Source organism: Nocardia sp. NPDC003693, from assembly GCF_053981095.1.
On sequence record NZ_JBSFNO010000001.1, the window covers coordinates 281224 to 299364 of the forward strand.

The 18141-nt window shown below is 68.4% G+C and carries 22 protein-coding genes; 13 read left to right on the forward strand and 9 right to left on the reverse strand.

The annotated features are described in order from the left end of the window. Positions 1-219: 219 nt before the first annotated feature. The gene (locus ACWDOP_RS01460) at positions 220-1224 is read left to right on the forward strand and encodes an ArgK/MeaB family GTPase (RefSeq protein ID WP_456343380.1); all 1005 of its coding nucleotides are present in this window, start codon (positions 220-222) and stop codon (positions 1222-1224) included. A gap of 27 nt (positions 1225-1251) precedes the next feature. Here the strand turns inward: ACWDOP_RS01460 and ACWDOP_RS01465 are convergent, their stop codons facing one another. Beyond that, a complete protein-coding gene (locus ACWDOP_RS01465) occupies positions 1252-2064 on the reverse strand; it encodes an acyl-CoA thioesterase (protein WP_456343381.1) in 813 nt (270 codons plus the stop codon). A gap of 43 nt (positions 2065-2107) precedes the next feature. Next, a complete protein-coding gene (locus ACWDOP_RS01470) occupies positions 2108-2761 on the reverse strand; it encodes a TetR/AcrR family transcriptional regulator (RefSeq protein WP_454204963.1) in 654 nt (217 codons plus the stop codon). Between the two features lie 175 nt (positions 2762-2936). Between ACWDOP_RS01470 and ACWDOP_RS01475 the strand changes: the two genes are divergently transcribed. The 6 genes from ACWDOP_RS01475 (at position 2937) to ACWDOP_RS01500 (ending at position 7655) form a co-directional block, all read left to right on the forward strand. Continuing rightward, on the forward strand, positions 2937-3935 hold the full coding sequence (locus ACWDOP_RS01475) for an acyl-CoA dehydrogenase family protein (protein ID WP_456343382.1): 999 nt from the start codon (positions 2937-2939) through the stop codon (positions 3933-3935). Beyond that, complete coding sequence (locus tag ACWDOP_RS01480; protein WP_456343383.1) at positions 3919-5097, forward strand: acyl-CoA dehydrogenase family protein; 1179 nt, start codon at positions 3919-3921, stop codon at positions 5095-5097. Before ACWDOP_RS01475 ends, ACWDOP_RS01480 begins: the two co-directional genes overlap by 17 nt. A 3-nt stretch (positions 5098-5100) precedes the next feature. Further along, a complete protein-coding gene (locus tag ACWDOP_RS01485) occupies positions 5101-5892 on the forward strand; it encodes an enoyl-CoA hydratase (RefSeq protein WP_454204960.1) in 792 nt (263 codons plus the stop codon). Positions 5893-5995: 103 nt separating this feature from the next. After that, positions 5996-6490, forward strand: coding sequence for a hypothetical protein (locus tag ACWDOP_RS01490; RefSeq protein WP_456343384.1), 495 nt, complete (start codon positions 5996-5998; stop codon positions 6488-6490). A 259-nt stretch (positions 6491-6749) separates the two neighbouring features. Then, positions 6750-7076, forward strand: a complete 327-nt coding sequence (locus ACWDOP_RS01495) for a DUF6247 family protein (protein WP_456343821.1) — start codon at positions 6750-6752, stop codon at positions 7074-7076. Positions 7077-7454: 378 nt separating this feature from the next. After that, positions 7455-7655: a hypothetical protein gene (locus ACWDOP_RS01500; RefSeq protein ID WP_456343385.1), complete on the forward strand. Its 201-nt coding sequence runs from the start codon at positions 7455-7457 to the stop codon at positions 7653-7655. A gap of 222 nt (positions 7656-7877) precedes the next feature. Here the strand turns inward: ACWDOP_RS01500 and ACWDOP_RS01505 are convergent, their stop codons facing one another. From ACWDOP_RS01505 to ACWDOP_RS01515, 3 genes are read right to left on the reverse strand one after another with little or no spacing between them, the layout of a single operon-like run. Beyond that, the gene (locus tag ACWDOP_RS01505; RefSeq protein WP_456343386.1) at positions 7878-8810 is read right to left on the reverse strand and encodes an HpcH/HpaI aldolase/citrate lyase family protein; all 933 of its coding nucleotides are present in this window, start codon (positions 8808-8810) and stop codon (positions 7878-7880) included. A gap of 38 nt (positions 8811-8848) precedes the next feature. Next, positions 8849-10033, reverse strand: coding sequence for a CaiB/BaiF CoA transferase family protein (locus tag ACWDOP_RS01510; RefSeq protein ID WP_456343822.1), 1185 nt, complete (start codon positions 10031-10033; stop codon positions 8849-8851). A gap of 8 nt (positions 10034-10041) precedes the next feature. Further along, the gene (locus ACWDOP_RS01515; RefSeq protein WP_454204956.1) at positions 10042-11418 is read right to left on the reverse strand and encodes an LLM class flavin-dependent oxidoreductase; all 1377 of its coding nucleotides are present in this window, start codon (positions 11416-11418) and stop codon (positions 10042-10044) included. Between the two features lie 68 nt (positions 11419-11486). Here ACWDOP_RS01515 and ACWDOP_RS01520 point away from each other — a divergent pair, with 68 nt between their 5' ends. Next, complete coding sequence (locus ACWDOP_RS01520) at positions 11487-12158, forward strand: GntR family transcriptional regulator (protein WP_456343387.1); 672 nt, start codon at positions 11487-11489, stop codon at positions 12156-12158. A 117-nt stretch (positions 12159-12275) separates the two neighbouring features. Next, entirely contained in the window at positions 12276-13331 is a 1056-nt protein-coding gene (locus ACWDOP_RS01525; protein WP_456343388.1) for an NAD(P)H-dependent amine dehydrogenase family protein, read from the forward strand. Between the two features lie 24 nt (positions 13332-13355). On the opposite strand, the gene ACWDOP_RS01530 is transcribed toward ACWDOP_RS01525, so the two are convergent. Genes ACWDOP_RS01530 through ACWDOP_RS01545 form a run of 4 tightly spaced genes read right to left on the reverse strand, consistent with a single transcriptional unit; the run spans position 13356 to position 15481 of the window. Beyond that, a complete protein-coding gene (locus ACWDOP_RS01530) occupies positions 13356-14387 on the reverse strand; it encodes a YihY/virulence factor BrkB family protein (protein ID WP_456343389.1) in 1032 nt (343 codons plus the stop codon). 7 nt (positions 14388-14394) lie between these two features. Beyond that, positions 14395-14655 carry a DUF4235 domain-containing protein gene (locus ACWDOP_RS01535; RefSeq protein ID WP_456343390.1) on the reverse strand — a complete coding sequence of 87 codons (261 nt, stop codon included), beginning with the start codon at positions 14653-14655 and terminating at the stop codon, positions 14395-14397. Continuing rightward, on the reverse strand, positions 14652-15047 hold the full coding sequence (locus ACWDOP_RS01540; RefSeq protein ID WP_456343391.1) for a hypothetical protein: 396 nt from the start codon (positions 15045-15047) through the stop codon (positions 14652-14654). Before ACWDOP_RS01540 ends, ACWDOP_RS01535 begins: the two co-directional genes overlap by 4 nt. Then, complete coding sequence (locus tag ACWDOP_RS01545; protein ID WP_456343392.1) at positions 15044-15481, reverse strand: phage holin family protein; 438 nt, start codon at positions 15479-15481, stop codon at positions 15044-15046. The genes ACWDOP_RS01540 and ACWDOP_RS01545 overlap by 4 nt, the downstream gene beginning before the upstream one ends. Before the next feature lie 214 nt (positions 15482-15695). On the opposite strand from ACWDOP_RS01545, the gene ACWDOP_RS01550 reads away from it, so the two are divergent. The 4 genes from ACWDOP_RS01550 to ACWDOP_RS01565 all read left to right on the forward strand — a co-directional run bounded on the left by ACWDOP_RS01550 (position 15696) and on the right by ACWDOP_RS01565 (position 18042). Beyond that, entirely contained in the window at positions 15696-15836 is a 141-nt protein-coding gene (locus ACWDOP_RS01550; RefSeq protein ID WP_456343393.1) for a hypothetical protein, read from the forward strand. A gap of 262 nt (positions 15837-16098) precedes the next feature. Then, a complete protein-coding gene (locus ACWDOP_RS01555; protein WP_456343394.1) occupies positions 16099-16728 on the forward strand; it encodes a GNAT family N-acetyltransferase in 630 nt (209 codons plus the stop codon). Continuing rightward, positions 16725-17471, forward strand: a complete 747-nt coding sequence (locus ACWDOP_RS01560; RefSeq protein ID WP_456343395.1) for an SMI1/KNR4 family protein — start codon at positions 16725-16727, stop codon at positions 17469-17471. The genes ACWDOP_RS01555 and ACWDOP_RS01560 overlap by 4 nt, the downstream gene beginning before the upstream one ends. Positions 17472-17610: 139 nt before the next feature. Beyond that, positions 17611-18042 carry a hypothetical protein gene (locus tag ACWDOP_RS01565; RefSeq protein ID WP_456343396.1) on the forward strand — a complete coding sequence of 144 codons (432 nt, stop codon included), beginning with the start codon at positions 17611-17613 and terminating at the stop codon, positions 18040-18042. The last annotated feature ends 99 nt before the right edge of the window (positions 18043-18141 follow it).

Here is an 18141-nt window from a genome sequence, read left to right on the forward strand (position 1 = left end):
CAAAAGTGAATCGGAGGCGGCGCGCGCACTAGCCCGGCCGCCAGCGGGCAGGGATGTCCCCGCCCTGCGGCAGGCGGAGGTCGCCCTCCGGTCGACACCGCTGAGCTACCGGGGAACGAGGTGACCGCCCCGCTACCGGGGGACCGGGAAATCGCCGGGCCGCCGGTGAGTGACACACGCGCCGGGGTGCCTTCGGCTGCAGGTGGTTCCGGGCTGCGTATGGGAGCGAGGATCGCCGAACTGTCAGGGGGTGGAGAGTCCGTCGAGCTGTCGGTGGCCGGAGAGTTCGCCGAGCCATCGGCGGATGACGGGGTCGCTGGATCGCCGGTGGCCGAGGAGATCGCGGAACTGCTGGCGCGGGCGAGCGCCGGGTCTGTGCGGGCGGTGGGCCGCCTCCTGTCGCTGGTCGAGGGTCCGCAGCGGGCGGACGTGTGCGCCACGCTCGCGCCGGCATCGGTCCGGGTGATCGGGGTGACCGGGCCGCCCGGGGCCGGGAAGTCAACGGCCGTAGCCGGTTTGATCGGGGCCTACCGGCTGCGCGGGCACCGGGTGGCCGTGCTGGCGGTCGATCCTTCCTCGCCCTACAGCGGCGGTGCGCTGCTCGGTGATCGGATTCGGATGGCCGAGCACGTCGACGATCCGCGGGTGCTGATCCGCTCGTTCGCCACCCGCGGGCACCCCGGTGGCCTGGCGGCGGCGGTCCCGGCGGCGGTGCGACTGCTGGCCGCGCTGTCTTATGACGTCGTGCTGCTGGAATCAGCCGGTGCCGGATCGTCGGACACCGAGATCGCCGCGGTCGCGGATCCGGCGGTGGTCGTGCTGACCCCCGGGGCGGGCGACGGGGTGCAGGCCGCCCAGGCGGGACTGCTCGAGATCGCGGACATCCTCGTGGTGAACAAGGCGGACCGGGAGGGCGTCGAGCAGACGGTGCGCGATTTGCAGGCCGAATCCGATGTTCCGGTGCTGACGTTGATCGCCGCCCGCGGCGAGGGCATGCCCGAACTCGTCGACGCGATCGACCGCCACCGCCGCCCCCGCAGCGCCTCCCGCCGCGTCGCGTGCGCCCGGGCGCAGATCCTCGCCCTGACCCGCACCGGCCTCGGCGCGCACCCGGACCTGGACGGGCTGGCCGCGTCCGTGGCGGCCGGCCGGTGCGACGCCTACTCGGCCGCACGGACATTGGCGTCCCCGCCGCCCACGGTTCGGCGCGGGGATCGGCGGTGACCTCGGCCGATCGCCCTCGCCGGCCGATCAGGCGGGGAGCCGCACCATCGCTTCCTGCGCGTAGGAGGCGACCAGCGTGCCCGACTCGGTGAGGATGTCGCCGCGGCCGAAGCAGCGGCCGTGCGCGAGCAGCGGGCTGTGCTGGCGCAGCAGCAGCCAGTCGTCGGTGCGGAAGGGGCGATGAAACCACAGGGTGTGCGAGGTGACCGCCGAGAGGAAGGCGGTGCCGTTGCCGCGTTGATCGAAGCCGTCCACCGGCAGCAGCGCCGTGCCGATCAGGGTGAGGTCGGTGGCATAGGCCGCGATCGCCTGTGCCAGTTCGGGTTCCACGGTCGGAGTGCGCATCCACAGCTCGTACTCCGGGGCCCGGGCGGCGGGGTCGTTCAGGTCGGTGAGCGAGCGCACCTCCCAGGGCAGCAACTCCATGCCGTCGACCTTGTGCTCGGCCGAGGGCAGGGCGGGAATCGGTGCCACACTGTCGAACTCGGGGCCGGCCTCGGGCGCGTGCAGCGAGATCGAGGCCGTGGCGATGATCTTGCCGGACTGCTCGGCCACGGCGGTGGCGGTGGCGAAGGTGCGTCCGGCGTGCGCGCGTTCGAGCCGGTAGCGGATGGGCTCGTCGGCGCGTCCCTCACGGGGAAACACCACGTGCAGCGACTTGACCGTCTTGTCGGGGAAGCTCAGCGCGGCAGCACGCGTGAACTGGCCCAGCAGTTGGCCGCCGAACACGCGGTGATAGGTCAGCTTCTGATTGCGCCCCTCGAAGACGGTGGTGTCTGCGAGGGGCGGCTGCTCGTCCAGGTCGAGACAGGCGACGAGATCGGTCCACAGCTCGGTCATACCCCGAGTGTAAGTAAAGTTCTCCTGAATGAGAACATCGTTCTCAGGCGCGGGTGAAACCGTGCGCGCAGAAGTTCCAGACCTCGGTGGCGGTGATCGGGTTCGGGGTCTGCTCGTCGATCGCCCCCGAGGACTGCGCGGTGAACATGACCGTCTGCATCACCATCGCCGAGAGCCGGCGCGGGTTCGCGTCGGCGGGCAACTGCCCGGCCGCGGCGGCCTGTTCCATCAGTTCGGTGAACAGGGTCAGCAGCGGCGCGTGCGCCACCTTCACCTGGCTGGGGTGCGAAAGCAGCAGCTGCGGCGCGAAATCGGTGAACAGCGGGCGCTGTGCCGAAGGGTCGGGCCGACACAGTTCGAAGAGCAGCTCGACCGAGATCTGCAACTTGTCCAGGGGGTCGGTCTGCCCGTCGGCCGCGGCGCGCAACTGTTCGGCGGTGCGGCTCAGCGCATCCTCGAACAGGGCGAGCAGCAACTCGTGCTTACCGTCGAACTGCAGGTAGAAGCTGCGCAGCGACTGCCGGGAGCGGTCGACGACCTCCTGAACCGTGAAGTCGGTCGAGCCCTTCTCGGTGATGATGGCCTGCGCGGCGTCCAGGAATCGCTGGACGCGTTCCTCGGCTCGCACCTTGGCGGCGCGCAGCGAGCGCTCGACAGCACGCTGCTTCCAGGCTGGCTCTTCGCTCGGGCTGGTCACGGCCGCATCGGTCCTCGGTTGTAGGGGGAGAACATGAATGCACTGTACCGGAGAACGGCGTATTCCTGGACGTTAGGGTCGGCGCGCCTTCCCGGATGGCGAAGGATGACTTTCATTCTAGGAGAATGATATTCTCGCTTGCATTGCGAACGCAGCAGCGAGGAGGCGTGCCGGGATGCTTTTGGAGTTCGACTCCGACCAACGGCTGTGGCAGAAGACTGTCCGCGAGGTCATCGCCAGACACGGTCCGCCCGAGCTGGTCCGCGCGGTCGTCGACCGCGGCGCGACCACCGATGAACTGTGGCGGGTCTACGTCGATCAGGGCTGGACCGAACTGACCGATCCGGCCGACATGGTCGAGCTGGCCATCGTGCTCGAGGCTCTCGGTTACGCGACCGATCCGACGCCGTTCCTGGCGACGATGACCCAGTTCGCCCCGCTGGCAGCCCGATTCGGTGCCAGCTCGGCGCCCGGCGCGGCTGTCTACGACGGTGTCACCGCCTTCCACGACGGCACGGGCTGGCTGCTCAGCGGTACCGCGCGCCACGTCCTGGACGGCGACCGCGCCGACTGGCTCGCCGTCGCCACCCGCGCCGGGGTGTTCGCCGTGCACTCCGCCGACGCGATCGTCCGGCGCGAGATCGCGTTCGACCCGGTCCTGCACGTGGCGGAGGTGAGCTTCGCCGGCGTCCGCGTCGGGGAGAGCGATCGGATCGACGCCGACGTCGACCGCGGGCGCCACATCGCCCTGACCGGCCTGGCGCTGACCATGGTCGGTGCGTGCGCGCGCGTGCTGGACCTGGTGCTCGAGCATGTGCGCGGCCGGGAGCAGTTCGGGGTGCCGATCGGCTCGTTCCAGGCGGTCAAGCACAAGGCGGCCGACATGCACGTGGCAGTCGAAAGAGCCCGGGCCCTGGCCTATTTCGCGGCCCTGACCATCTCCGCCGACGACCCGCGCCGCCGCGTCGCCGCGTCCATGGCCAAGGCCGCGGCGGGGGAGTGCCAATCGCTGGTCTTCCGGCACGGCATGCAGCTGTTCGGCGCCATGAGCTACACGTGGGAGAACGACCTGCAGTTCGCGCTCAAACGCGCCAAGGCCGGCGAGCTGCTGCTCGGCGGAGCCGTGGAGCACCGCGCGCTGATCGCGAAGGAGTACCGTGCGACTGACTTTTGACGCCGAGGTCGAGGACTTCCGCTCGGCCTTCGTCGAATTCCTGGCCGAGCACATGCCCGATGAGGCCCGGGCCCGCGCCGACCGCCCGGTCTCGAGCGCCGAGGTGCCCGACTGGGCGCGGGAGTGGCAGCGCACGCAGTTCGAGCACGGCTGGCTGTTGCCCGGCAACACACCGGAATTCGGCGGCCGCAACGCCTCGATCCTGCAGCAGTACGTGCACCTCGAGGAGCTCTCGCGGCGTCGGATCTATCACAGCTTCAATCCGCAGGGCCTGGGCATCGTCGCCGCATCGCTGCTCTCCTTCGGCACCGCGGAACAGAAGAAGAACTGGGCGGTGCGGATCCTGCGCGCGGAATTGACCGCCGCGCTGGGCATGAGCGAACCGGGCGCCGGATCGGACCTGGCCGGCCTGCGCACCCGCGCGGTGCGCGACGGCGACGACTTCATCGTCAACGGCCAGAAGGTGTGGACCTCGGGCGCGCATCACGCCGACGTCCTGCTCACCTTCGTGCGCACCGATCCCGACGCGCCGAAACACAAGGGCCTGAGCGTATTACTCATACCCACCGACACCCCCGGGGTGACCCGGCGCCCGTTCCCGTCCATCTGCGGGCCGCGTGACGTGGACTTCAACGAGGTGTTCTTCGAGAACGCCCGGGTACCGGCGGAGAATCTCGTCGGCCCGCTGCACGGCGGCTGGGGCGTGGCCAACGGCTCGCTCGGGCACGAGCGCACCATGCTGTGGCTGAGCTTCGCCGACCGATTGCAGTGCCTGATAGACGATTTCGAGCCGCACAGCGTGTTCGATCGCGACCACTACGCCACCCTGGTCATGGACAATCTGGCGCTGCGCCTGCTCGGTTCGGCCGCCCTGGCGCGCGAGGCGCGCGGGCAGCAGGACGTGGCCGGGCTGTCGGTGCTCAAACTGCTCGGCTCCGAAGCCGTGCAGACCGCCTCCGAGCACGCCCTCACCGCGGCGGGCCCGGAGGGGCTGCTGAACGAAATGTTCACCGGCCCCATGCATCCGCTGAACCACGACAACACGGTGGGCAGTTGGTTCGAGCGGTACGCCCGCAGTTTCGCGGGCACCATCGCGGGCGGAACGTCCGAGATTCAGCGCAACATCATCGCCGAGCGGGTGCTCGGTCTTCCCCGGAGTTGAACTATGAGCGAGTACATCCGCTACGAGGTCGCCGACAAGATCGCGACCATCAGCCTGAACCGTCCCGAGGCCGCCAACGCCCAGAACGGTGAGCTGCTCGACGCGCTGGACGCGGCGTGGACCAGCGCCGCCGCGGACCCGGAGGTGGCGGTCATCGTGCTGCGCGCCGAGGGCAAGCACTTCTCGGCGGGTCACGACCTCAAGGACAGTTCGTGGCCCGATCCCTCCCGGATCACCCTCGACACCATCTACGAGATCGAATCCCGCCGCTACCTGGAGTATTCGCTGCGCTGGCGCAACGTGCCCAAGCCGTCGATCGCGGCGGTGCAGGGCCGGTGCATCGCCGGGGCGCTGCTGCTGTGCTGGCCGTGCGACCTGATCGTGGCCGCCGACGACGCGCTGTTCTCCGACCCGGTGGTGCTGATGGGCATCGGCGGCGTCGAATACCACGGGCACACCTGGGAATTGGGCCCGCGCAAGGCCAAGGAGATCCTGTTCACCGGCCGCCCGATCACCGCGACCGAGGCCGAGAGCACCGGCATGGTCAACACCGTCGTGCCGCGCGCCGAACTCGACGCCAAGACCCGCGAACTCGCCGCCCACATCGCCACCATGCCGGCGTTCGGCCTGCGTCAGGCCAAGCGCGCGGTCAACCAGACCCTGGATGTGCAGGGCTTCTACGCGGCGATCCAGTCGGTGTTCGACATTCATCAGACCGGCCACGGAAACGCGCTGAGCGTCAACGATTTCCCGGTGCTGATGCGGCTGGAACAGATGAAAGCCAATGTGAAGTAAACCCGCCATCCGGCACTACCGTCCGTATTACAGTACGGCCGATATCTCCACCCTCGCGGGGCCCGTCGCGGCCCCGCTTCTCTCCTTCAGATGAGGATCCACCATGCGAATCTCCTTCCGTCGCACCTCCGCCGCCGCCCTCGGCGTTCTCCTCGCCGCCGCCGCGCTCACCGGCTGTAGCTCGGACGACGATTCCACCGCGACCACGACCACGGCCGCTGTTACCACCACGGCCGCGGCCGCCAAGGCCGACGAGGCCACCACGAAGGCCATCACCGACGCCTTCACCACCTTCTTCAACGCCAAGACGCCCACCGAGCAGCGCATCGCCACGGTCGAGAAGGGCCAGGAGTTCGCGGCGGTGCTGCAGGCCGCCGCGGCCAACCCGCAGGCCTCGGGCACCTCGGCGACCGTCTCCGCGGTCAAGGTCGTGGACGCCACGCACGCCGACGTCACCTACACCCTGCTGCTGAACGGCACCCCCGCCCTGCCGGACCAGGCCGGCAACGCGGTGAAGGAAGGCGACAAGTGGAAGGTCGCGACGATCACCTTCTGCGCCCTGCTCGCGATCCAGGGCGGGACGTCCACCGCCTGCTGACCCGAGCGGCAGATTCGAGAGTCGGTCGACCGTGGGCCCTGTTGGGGCTTTACCGCGGGTGATCGGGGTTGGGGCTCACCGGTAGACGCCCGTGCACACTGTCCGGGGCGAGGGGTTCCGGGCGGTGCGCACCGTGTGAGCCGACACGGCGCCTGCTCAGGATCAAGGAACGTTCCGGCCCGCTCGATGCCTCCGCGAACAGGACCGAAGGCCCGCCGGGGCGGGCGACAGTGCTGGAGCGAGCGGATATCGTAGTGCCATCGCCTCATTCGCACCGAGCCACGACCTCAACCCGGCCGCCGAGCCCGGGGCGATCCGGGCGGCGCTGACCCCGACCCTGCGGGCGGAGTTCGACCGCGAATGGGAGTTCGTGCTCGAGAAGGCCAAGGTCAGCAAGGAACTCACGGGCGTAAACGAACTGCTGATCAAGTGGCGTCACGTTGCCGCAGCCGAATTGCGCGAGCCCGGAGCGTACTTCATGCTGCTGGCCAAGGCGGAGCAGATTCAGCGAGCGGGCGCCAACCCCGCGGCGGGCAGCGTCGAGGACATGCGCGCGCTGATAGAACAGCGGCTGCGGACGCGCTGAGCGCGTATCGGATCGTTCCCGGCCGGGGAGACGTTCGAGGTCGGGCCTTGCCGCCGCCGGACGCCCTCGGCGGCTACACGGAGGTGCTCTCGTTCCTCGAACTCACTCCGTGGGCCGGGCACCCGCAGCACGTGGACAATCCCGAGGGCGCGGTCTGCTACCTCTTGTTCGGGCCGAGGTCGGCCAGGTCGTGTACCTCGTCCTCGATAGCGTTCGCGAGGTGCACGTGCTGCGGGTGATGTGGATCGGCTGACCGTGGTCGGCCGGGGGAGACGCGGCGAAGTTCGAGTAGTGCACCACTCGCGCGAGTAGCGCCTGCCGAGGACATCGTTGATGGTGGCGGCTCTCCGGCCGCGACCACCACGAGAGGACGAGGCAATGACGATCGAACAGAATCAGCTGAGCTTCGCTGAGGAATTCGAGGCATTGAAGGCGAAGCACGGCGAGGCATACGGGGACCTGAGACTGGTCCGTTTCACGGACAAGGAGGGGCAGGTCGGCTTTCGAGCCTTCGTCCCGTACTCGTGCCGCGAGAACTCGGACGGAGACATCATCTGTGAGGAAGAGCGTCCGGTCTGAGTGCCGGGCGGCGCGAACAGCCGGCCCAGGCGAGCGCCTTACCGATCCGACGTCCTTCCCGGTCTCCCACAGCGTGTCGAAACGGGCGGCCCCGGTAGGTGTTGGGAGCCTTCCGGGTGCGGGCGCGGTCGGCGCCCGGTGTTCGATGACGCGGTTGGCCCGCCGTGCCCGCCTGGCGATTCCAGCGCGGGCATGTCCCAGCGGACCGTCGTCCCCGTCGTGTCAGCCGACGGCGGCTCCGTTCAGGAGTTCCGGGTCTATCGCCGCCGCGCGGGCCAGGGTGGCCTTCGCCATCTTGATGTGCGCGGCATCGACCAGGACACCGTCGACGCCGACCGCGCCGCGGCCGTTCGCCTCGGCCTCGCGGTAGGCGGCGATATTGCGTTCCGCCAGTGCGATTTCCGCGGCGGTGGGGGAGTAGACGGTGTTCGCGATGGGGACCTGGGCGGGATGGATGGCCCACTTGCCTGTGTAGCCGAGCAGGGAGGCCCGGCGCGCGTCGCGTTCGTAACCCTCGACATTGCCGTAGTCGGGGAAGGGCGCGTCGATGGCGAGCACGCCGGCGATCCGAGCAGCCACCAGGGTCTTGTTGCGGGCGTAGTGCCAGAAATCGCCCGGATAGTCGCCGAGCGGTTCGAAGTTGGTGTCCACACGCGCGCCCTGGGACAGCGAGAAGTCGCCGACGCCGAAGATGAGGGCGTCGATCCGGTCGCTGGCCACCGCGATCTCCTCGGCGTTGGCCAGGCCCTCGACCTCCTCGATCAGCACCTCCAGCCGGATCCGGCGGGTGAGGCCCAGTTTCTCCTCGAGCTGGGTGAGCAGCAGGTCGACCCACCACACATCGCGGGCGGTGCACGCCTTGGGTACGACGATGGTGTGCAGATTCTCGCGGGCCCGGGTGACGACCTCGATGATGTCGTCGTGGCACCACTTGGTGTCCAGGCCGTTGATGCGGATCGCGGGAACCGTTCGCCCCCAGTCCATCTCGGTGAGCGCGGTGATGGCCTTCTCCCGCGCGGACTCCTTGAGCGATTCGGGGGTGGCGTCCTCGAGATCCAGGAACACCAGATCCGCGCCGCAGGACAGGGCCTTGGCGAACATGTGGTCGTTGCAGGCGGGCAGCGCGAGTTCGGAGCGTCGCACGAGCAGGGTCATCGTCGAATTCCTTCGTGGTTCGTGATCATCGGAACGGGTCAGAGCACGCCGCGGTGCGCTAGGTCGGCGACCTCGCCGGCGCTCAGCCCCAGCAGCTCGCCGTAGACCTCGGCGTTGTGCTCCCCCAGGCGCGGACCGAGATGGTCCACGCGGCCGGAACTTTCGGAGAATCGGGGTACCGGCGCCTGCACGGTCATGGTGCCGAGTTCGGGGTCGGCCACCGGGACGAAGACCTCCCGGTGGCGTACCTGCTCGTCGTGCAGCAGGTCCTCGATATCGTAGACCGGCGCGGCGGCGACCTCGTGCGCTTCGAACGCCGACATCGCCTGGGCGAGAGTCTGTTTCGACACCCAGTCCGCAACGACATCATCCACCTCACGCGCGCGGGCCAGCCGTCGCTGCGGGTCGGAGAACTCCGCGTCGGTGACCAGGTCCGCCCGCCCGATCGCCCGGAACACGCGCAGCGCCAGCGCGGGTGAGCTGCCGGACATCGCCAGCCACTTCCCGTCGGCAGTGCGATAGGTGTTGCGGGGCGCGGAGATGTCCCAGCGGTTCCCGGCGCGCTGCGCGACGATGCCGAGCTGGTCGTAGCCCAGCAGGGTCTGCTCGAGCAGCCGGGCCAGCGGATCGACGAGATTGATGTCGATCAACTGCCCGGGCCCGCCGTGCACGTCGCGGTGATAGAGCGCCATGAGCACGGCGTACGCGGCGTTGAGCGAGGCCACCCCGTCGGCGAGCATGAACGGCGGCAGGGTCGGCGGGCCGTCCGCCGCGCCGGTGATGTGGGCGAACCCGCTCATGGCCTCGCCCAGGGTGCCGAAGCCGGGCCGTTCACTCTTGGGTCCGGTCAGCCCGAAACCGGTGATGTGCAACATGATCACGCGGTCGTTGACCGCGCGCAGGCTCTCGTAGTCCAGACCCCACTTGCGCAGGGTCTGCGGCCGCGTATTGCTCACCACCACATCGGCTTTGGTCACCAGCCTGCGCAGCAGCTCCTGACCTTCGGCGCCGCGCATGTCCAGGGTGATGGAACGCTTGTTGCGGGACACCGACTTCCACATCAGCCCGACGCCGTCGCGCTGCGCGCCCCAGGTGCGGATGGGATCCCCGGCGCCCGGCTGCTCGATCTTGATCACTTCGGCACCGAATTCGCCGAGATAGGTCGCCGCGAGCGGGGCGGCAGCCAGGGTGGCGAGGTCCAGCACTCGCACACCAGAGAGCATGGCGTTCATCACGAAACCGGTCCGGCGTGCGCGGCCGGCCGGCGCACCGCGGGGCGATCGAGTCCGAGATGGTCGCGCAGGGTGGTGCCCTCGTACTCGGTGCGGAACAGCCCGCGCTGCTGCAGGCGCGGAACAACCATGCGCACAACATCTTCGAACGAGCCGGGCATGTGGGTCGCGGCCAGGACGAACCCGTCGCAGGCTCCGCCGTGGAACCATTCGGCCATCTGATCGGCGACCTGTTCGCCGGTGCCGACGAAGCGGGGGCCCTGCAGCAGGGTCGCGCGGTGCCCGGCCAGATCGCGGACCGTGACGGTGCCGCCGATGTGCGTGCGCAGATTCTGTACCAGCCCGCGGATGCCCGACACCGAGGCGATCAGCTCGTCGGTGACCGGGTCGTCAAGGTCATGTTGCGCGAAGTCGTAGTTCATCAGCTCCGACAGCAGCGTCAGCGACGCCATCGGATGCACCAGGTCCTCGAGCAACATCGCTTCGCGCTCGCGGGCGTGCTGCTCGGACTCGCCGACCACGGCGTACGCCATGGGACAGATCTTCACCGAGTCCGGATCGCGTCCGGCGTCGGCGATGCGCGCCTTCTGGTCGGCGTAGTGGTTGCGGGCGACCTCGAGCCCCGGATCGCCGGTGAAAATCAATTCCGCCCAGCGCGAAGCGAATTCGCGCCCGCGACCGGACGAGCCGGCCTGAATGATGACCGGGCGGCCCTGCGGGGTACGCGGGACGGTCAGCGGCCCGCGCGCGGAGAAGAACCGGCCCACGTGCCCGAGCTCGTGCACCTTGCCGGGATCGGCGTACACACCCGCCGCCCGGTCGTGGATGATCGCGTCCTCGTCCCAGGTGTCCCAGAGTCCGCTGACGACCTCGAGGAATTCGTCCGCGCGGTCGTAGCGCTCGTCGTGCCCGAGATGGGCGTTGACGCCGAAGTTCTGGGCCTCGCTGTCGTTCACCGAGGTCACCACGTTCCACGCTGCCCGGCCGCCGGACAGGTGGTCCAGCGTGGCGAAGGTCCGCGCGACGTGGAACGGGGCGTAGTACGTGGTCGAGTACGTCGCGCCCAAACCGATCCGCGAGGTGCTCTGCGCCAGCACGCCCAACACCACGCCCAGGTCCAGTTTCACCGGCCGGGCGCCGTAGCGCACCGCCTCGGCCACCGAACCGTCGTAGATGCCCGGCATCGCCAGCCGATCATCGAAGAACATCAGGTCGAAGCAGCCCTCTTCGAGTTGCCGTCCGACCTTCGCGTAGTAGGACGCGTCGAGGTACCCGTGCTCGGTGGCCGGATGCCGCCACGAACCCGCGTAGACCGAGGTGCTGCCCGCCTGCATGAAAGCGACCAAGGTCATCCGGTCGCGACGCTGTGCTGTCATATCGTGAACGTAACATCTGATATATCAGATATCAAACCTTGTATTCGAGACCTGCTAGGCTCCCCGGAATGGCATCGCGATCAGTCGATATCGGCGGCACCGTGCGCGAACGCGCGGCCCGCGAACTCCGTGACCGCATCCTGACCGGCACCCTCCCCGCCGGCGCGCGCATAGATCTGGACGCGATCACCGAGGAGTTCGCGACCAGCCGCACCCCCGTGCGCGAGGCCCTGCTCGAACTCTCCTTCGAGGGCCTGGTGCGGGTGGCCCCCCGCAGCGGCATCACCGTGCTGGGCATCAGCCCCGCCGACGTCATGGACAGCTTCACGATCCTCGGCGTCCTGACCGGTCAGGCCGCGGCCTGGTCCGCCGAACGCGCCACCGACGCCGAGCTCGCGCACCTGCGCGAGTTGGCCGCGGCCGTGGCGTCCCATTCCGGCGAGGATGCGATCGCCGACGCCAATTGGCGTTTCCACCAACAGATTCACCGGACCGCCCACTCGCGCCGCCTGCTGACCCAGATCAAACAGGCGGCCCGCGTGGTCCCCACCAACTTCCTGCGCGTGTTCCCCGAACACGAACAGAACGCCCTCCACGAACACGATCAGCTCATCGATGCGCTGACCGCCCGCGACGCGATTCGCGCCCGCGACATCGCCGAACGGCATGTTCTCGACGCGGGTCGCTCGCTCGCGGAGTGGTTGCGGCGCAATGAATCCGGCGAGGCGGCGGGAGACTGACGACCGGGTTGCTTGGGCGCACCACGCCCCGGTGGGGTGGACGACCTCGACAAGGGGGCTCGAACGCAGTGGCTACGCGATCTTGACCCCGAGAATGCAACGTGTTCTATTTCTTGCATGACTCTGCGAGTGATCCAGTGGGCCACGGGTGGGCTCGGCCAGGCCGCGATCGGCCAGATCCAGCTGCACCCGGAGCTCGAGCTCGTCGGGTGCTGGGTGCATACGGAGGCCAAGGCCGGGCAGGATGCCGGTGAGCTCGCGGGGATCGGACCGATCGGCGTCATCGCCACCAACAGTGTCGAGGAGATCCTCGCGCTCGAGGCCGACTGCGTCCTGTACGCGCCGCTGATGCCGAATCCCAAAGAGGTCGCCGCGATCCTGCGCTCGGGCAAGAACGTCGTCACCCCGCTGGGCTGGTTCTGGCCGACCCAGCAGGAGAAGGAGCGGATGGCCGCGCCGGCCATCGAAGGCGGTGTGACGCTGCACGGGACCGGGATCGACCCCGGCGGCGCCACCGAGCAACAGCCGCTCTTCTTCGCCGGCCTGTCCAGTGCGATCACGTTCGTCCGCGGTGAGGAATGGTCCGATATCCGCACCTACAACTCTCCCGATGTGGTCCGCCACATCATGGGCTTCGGTCAGTCGCCCGAGGCGGCGATGAACGGCCCGATGCTGTCCCTGCTGGACAAGGGCTTCGACCAGTCCGTCCGAATGTGCCTGGACACACTGGGTTTCGCCGAAGCCGAGATCCGCAGCAGTCGTGAGGTGGCGGTGGCGACCGCCCCGATCGACTCGCCGATCGGCCAGATCCAGCCCGGCCAGGTGGCGGCCCAGCGCTTCGCCTGGGAGGCGTTCGTCGGCGAGACCAAGGTCGTCCGGGTGGCGGTCAACTGGCTGATGGGCGACGAAAACCTCGACCCGCCATGGAAATACGGCGACGGCGGCGTCCGCTTCGAGGTAGAGGTGAAGGGTGATCCCGACTGCCATGTGACGATCCACGGCTGGCACCCCAGCGGTGTCGCGGCGGGCCTCGAGCGCAACCCCGGAATCGTCGTCACCGCAGCTCACTGCGTGAATTCGATCCCGTACGTCTGCGCCGCCGAACCGGGCCTGCTGACTTTCGTCGACATGCCGCTGGTGACCGGCCGGGCCCATCCGGACCTGGCACGCTGAGTCATCGCCCAGGGCGCGCGAAATTCACTCTCGCCGAGCGGTTTCAGCCTCTTCCACAGCCCGCTGATCGAGCGGATCGAGCTTGCTGGTGTCACGAGGCTTCGCGAAGGGCGTGACCTCTTCGGGCAGCCCTTCGGCCATGGCCCTGCCGTGGTCCAGTTCGGCGTTGATCTCCGCGCCCAGCAGCAGGGCGATATTGGTGAGCCACAGCCACACCAGGAAGATCACCACGCCCGCGAGCGAGCCGTAGGTCTTGTCGTAGGACGAGAAGTTGGCGACGTAAACCGCGAATCCCGCGGAGACGATCACCCAGATCAGGACCGCGATCACGCCGCCGGGACTGATCCATTTCACGCCGCCCTGTTTCGCATTCGGACTGGCCCAGAACAGGATTGCCAGCAGCACCGACACCAGGACGAACAGCACCGGCCACTTGGCGATGTTCCAGATCAGCACCGTCGTCTCGCCCAGGCCGAGGAAATCACCGACCTGCCGCGCGATCGGCCCGCTCACCACCACGATCACCGCGCTGAGCAACAGCAGTACGACCGCGAGCACGGTAACGCCGAGCCGGATGGGCGTGGTCTTCCAGATCGGCCTGCCCTCCCCGATGTCGTAGATGACATTGGATGCCCGCATGAACGCTGCGACGTAGGCCGACGCCGACCACAACGCGATCGCCAGACCCAGGATCGCGCCGAGTCCCGCGCCGCTCTTGTTGGCCTGGGCCTGGTCGATGAGCGTCTGCACGAAGTCCGCGCTCGAGCCGGGGGCGAGCTCGCGTACCTGGCCCATCAGCTCGCCCGTCGCGTCCGGACCGAGCAGGCCGAGCAGCGAGACCAGCACGATCAGCCCGGGCACGATGGACAGCATCGCGTAGTACGTCAGGGACGCGGCCAGGTCGGTCAGGTTGTCGCGCTGGAACTCCCGGCCCGCGCGCTTGACCACCGCGACCAAGGACGGTTTCGACAGGTCGGCCGGGCTGTCGGGATGGTCGGCGTCCAGATCCGGTCGAGCGCCGGTATCGGTAGCGGCCGGATGGTCGTCGGCGGCCATGCTCGACTCACTTCCCGGGCCAGGTGCCCGTCAATCGCTGGTAGCCCGACGCGCCCGCACGGTCGATCGACGCCTTCACCACGCCGAAGATCGCGCCCTGCAAGGCCGCGGCGGCGAGCACTTCCTGCCAGCCGTACTCGCGGGCGGTGGCGCTCGGCGCCTGATCCTCGCCGCTGACGCGCCGCCACACCTGCGTGAACACCAGGTTGGCAGCGATCCCGCCGAGCACGCTCACGAGCAGTCCAACGGGTTTGTACAGTGCGTTCACCTGTTCCTCCGCCGCCGGGTCCACCAGATCAGGGCCGCGCCGGACGCCACGGCCACGGCGATCGGCACCGGATTGCGCCGGGCCGCGCCCGCCGCCTGCTTGCTCTTCTCGCGCACCGGCTCGGGCGTCTTGGCCACGGCCTGGTCCGCGACCTGTGCGGCGCTCGTGCGTACGTTCTCGGCGACCTCGCGCGCGTACTGGGTGGCTTCGGCCGCGCGTTCGCGGGCGGCCTCGGCGGTTTCGTGCGCCTTGTCCTGCGCTCGCCCCCGCACGTCGGCCTTCTCCGCGAGTTCGGCCACGGCGTCGCCGAGTTCCCGGCGCGCCAGGTCGCGGTCGGCCCGCAACAGCTCGGCCTCGTCGGGGATATGCGGACGTGGTGTCTTGTCGGTCATCGCCGACTCCTGTTCTCGAGTACCTCGACGTCCTCGCGGACGTCCTTGATCGCTTCGGCGGGCACCGGTGGCGTCGCCTCGTCGACCGCCTTCTTGCCCGCCAGCCCCGCTATCGCGCCGAGCGCGAAGAGCACGACCGCCACGATGAGCGCGGCGGCCCACGCGGGCACCACGAGCGCCAGCGCCAGGATCGCCGCGGCGATCAGCGCGCCGCCGCCGTAGAAAGCCAGCAGCCCACCGGCGCCGGCGATGCCGACGCCCTTGGCCATCCCTTTGCCCTTGTCCCGCATCTCGATTCGGGCCAACTGCATCTCGTCCCGGACGAGCCTGGTCAGCTGTGCGCCCACGGTGTCGACGAGTTCGGTCAGTGAGCGCCTGTCGTTGTCCCCGTTCGCCGTCGCGACGACGGTCCGTGGTTCAGAAGTAGGGTTCATGCCTCGCACCTCCTGTTCGTCGGCGACTACCCGGCGGCATGGACCCGAAACAGGTCGCCGGCATAACGGCCGGTCCGCAGACATGGCCGCCCCGCGCGAAATCGCCGATCCGCCCGCACTCGGTTTCGCGATGATCAAGACGGGTAGCCGCCCTACTGGCCATGCGATTGTCCACGCTGCGTGGCCGACGTGAAGACCGCATCGGAGGTTGCAAATGGAGATCGGAAACGTCATCGCCCAGCTGAAGCAGGACATCACGACCGCCGAGGACGCCGGCGATACGGAGACCGCCACTCGGCTCCGCAGGGATCTCGAGGAGGCGAAGCGCGCCGCGGAAGAGCCCGGTCGCGAGTAACACCGATCCATCCGAACAGTGGAGGGCGATCGGCGACTTCCCTGTAGCAACCCGATCGTCGTCTACGAGAACGGCACACAAGTGGGGCAGTCCTACAAGGACTTACCGCGGCCGGAGGATCTGATCCACTACGCCCGCACGCTACTCGCGGAATAGCCTGCGGTGCTGCACGGAGAATGCGCCGCCATGACGAGCGTCGTTCTCGGACGGTCAACCGCCGCGCTCGGAACGGTATCGTCGCGGGGGTCGTTCACCACCCGTGATGTCATCAACGGCCGAGGTGCGTCCGATCGAGGACGCCGACGTTCCCGTCGCTGTAGACACTCTGGCCCGCGCTTTCGCCGAGTATCCCTACACCCGGCATGTCATAGCCGCAGACAACCACCTCGATCGGATTCGGCGCTATCAGGAGCTGTGCCTGACACGCGTCGCAATGGTGCGCGGCCGGGTCTGGGTCGCCGAGGCGGGGCGCGCGATTGCGATCTGGTTCAGCCCCGACCGCGATCCCGGAGCTGAATTCGCAGCAATCGCAAGAGAGTTGGGTGAACTCATCGGAGACAGGTCCGACGCGGCGGCCGTCTCCGAGGCGGCTATCGAGCCGCACCGGCCCGAGTATCCGGTGTGGCTGCTCAACACCGTCGCGGTCGCTCCCGAACTCCAGGGACGCGGCCTGGGCAGCGCCGTGCTGAGACCCGGGATCGAGGCGGCCTCCCGGGCGGGCTACCCGGCGTTCCTGGAAACCTCCAGTGCGGCGAACGTCCGCTTCTATCGGCGCCTGGGCTTCGAAGTGACGGCTGAGGTCGTGGTGGCCGGCGATGGCCTGCGCACCTGGTGCATGCAGCGGGAGTCACGTCGGGAGCTCCCCGAAATCTGTTCCCGCTCAGCCGAATGACGATGCCGCGCATCGAACCGATCAACCACCCCGTGTCGATGACAGGGTGGAGCCGGGTGATTCCTCGCTCGTTTCCGGTCGGTGAGTTCGGCTATGTTGCGGCCATGGAATCCGGAGTCGGCCCTTTCACCGACGAAGTCACGGCGAAGGTGCGGCATCTTCGAAATCGACTCTTGGAGAAGAAGGCCGAGCTTATTTGTGAACCGCCGTCGATTGCCAAGCTCCCCGGGTGGCTTCCGCACGGTACAGCGATCAGCGCTGACGACGTTCTCACCGGGTACGTTCGCGAGATCGCGGCCATCGACGCTTGGGACTCGGCGAAGCCAGACCTTCACAGATTTGGCCTGCTCGCGGTTCCCGATGCCCTGGTCGAGCTCTACCGAATCACCAACGCCCCGTATTTCGGTGGTGTGGTCGAACTCTTCTCACCGCCCTTCCGGAAGGGCGAGATCATGGACGCCGACGGCGACGTTCACCGTGAGGACGAGCACTGGCTCTCCTTCGGAATGACGGGGACCAACGACTACCTCCTCATCAGTCTCACCAACGGTGAAGTGATGCTCGCCAACCACTACTTCTGGCGCTACGGCGAGCAGGACAATTCACGGATCCTGGCACCCGACGCACTCACGTTCTTCAACGAGTTCTTGGTGGGTGCGCGATTCCGCGAGCTTCTCGAGCAGGAGCAAGCAGATGACCCGGAAGGTTGGTTACGCTTTCTCCAGGACAACGGCTTTGCGTGAGTTCAGAGTCGGCAAGTGCTCTGGTGCGAACCGGTCCGACCCTGACCCCGCTCCTGCGAGCCACTGCCAGGCCGGGTACGAGAAGCACCTGACGTCTGGCACCACCTCCGGAAACAGCAGGCTCGCTTAGGATCTCGGCATGTCGTACGCGTTGTTCGCCTGGGGAAATTTCATCTACGAGGTCGGTCTCGACCGTGATCCGGGGTGGCTCGATCCCGCGTTGTTGCGCGGGGAGCTGGATGTGGTGAGCGACGACCTGATGATCGGGGACACCGACACGTTGCGGGTGGACGGGGCGGGGACCAGGTTCGAAGTTGGTGGGGAGGCGGCCGAGGGGCGTGAGCTGGTGGGGCGTGACCTGGGCGGAATCGACTGGCGGGTGCAGCGGATCCTGGTGCGGACGGACGGGTCGCGGGAGGACGCGCTGCGGATCGTGGCGGAGATCGAGGAGGACGGGGATTACGACGTCGATGATGCGCCGGAGCGGAACCCGATCGGTGTCGGAGAGGTCGTGACGACCTGGGAGGATCAGCATGGTCAGTGGGACCTGGCGTTGGTCCGGCTCGGGTGAAGGTGCTCTGGTGACGAGGGCGGTGGCCGACGCGATCCGCGCGACCTTCGCCCTCTGACGAACTCGTCGACGATCCCGAACCGCCCAACCCGGCCGGTC